This window comes from Streptomyces sp. SID14436 (assembly GCF_010548465.1).
In the GTDB taxonomy this organism is placed as follows: domain Bacteria; phylum Actinomycetota; class Actinomycetes; order Streptomycetales; family Streptomycetaceae; genus Streptomyces.
This window is the reverse complement of record NZ_JAAGMD010000382.1, coordinates 1-775: the sequence shown is the minus strand read 5'-3', so window position 1 is coordinate 775 and position 775 is coordinate 1. Positions and strand designations below refer to the sequence as shown.

The 775-nt window shown below is 78.3% G+C and carries 1 protein-coding gene; it reads right to left on the bottom strand.

Annotation, left to right across the window (positions count from 1 at the left end):
- Positions 1-161 precede the first annotated feature (161 nt).
- Positions 162-401, bottom strand: coding sequence for a hypothetical protein (locus G3I53_RS13290; protein ID WP_164333960.1), 240 nt, complete (start codon positions 399-401; stop codon positions 162-164).
- Positions 402-775: the final 374 nt, after the last annotated feature.

Sequence of the window (775 nt, the reverse complement as noted above, 5' to 3'; positions counted from 1 at the left end):
ACCCCCGGCCCCCTGGGCCGGGGCCCGCCGCCCCCGTGCCGGCGGGCCCCGTGTGCGGGCGTTCTTCCCGCCGCGAGGGGCGGTTCACGCCTCGGCGGCGCCGGTTCAGAGGTAGATTTGAGGGTGCCGTAGCGCGTCTACGACTCCTGCGGTACGCGGGGTCAGGGCGTGGGGTGGTGGTGGGACAGCCCGGGCCAGTCGTCGGGGCCGCCGCCCTGCCACTCGACGAGGTCGGTGGTCTCGACGTCGGTCACGTACAGGTCGGCCATCCGGAGGATCTCGCTCACGTCGTCGGCGTGCGTGGCGAGCCCCAGGGTCTCGTCGCCCGAGGTGACGCGGCGGGAGCCGTCCAGGCCGGGCGCGTGGACCACGATGTGCGGCCGCTCGGTGGGAGGTGCCATGTCTCCAGGCTGCTGCGCCCCGCCGCGGACCGCACCCCGGGGCGGCCGGTGCCCGGGCACGCCGGAGCCCCGGTGCGGGTTTCGTCCGCACCGGGGCCGTGGGGGAGGTGGGACCGTCCGGCGGGCGAGGCCGGGCGCGACGGTACGTTCGCGCCGCCGGACGGGGCCGGGGGTGCCGGTTCCGGACGGGGACCGCGGCGGGTGCGACGGCACCGGTGCTGCTCCCCTCAGGTCGAAGGAGTAGCGCCGGCGGCCTTCACCACCGCACTGGCTCGCACGCCACCGCGGGTCCCCGTCCCGCCCGCCGGACTCCGCCCGGTGCCCCTCGTCGGGGCGCCGCGGAGTCCGCGCGGGCCGCGCGTACGGTCCCGACC

Bases quoted from the DNA above. Each gene is read 5' to 3' on its own strand.
- G3I53_RS13290 (WP_164333960.1), bottom strand. From the start codon at position 401: ATGGCACCTCCCACCGAGCGGCCGCACATCGTGGTCCACGCGCCCGGC.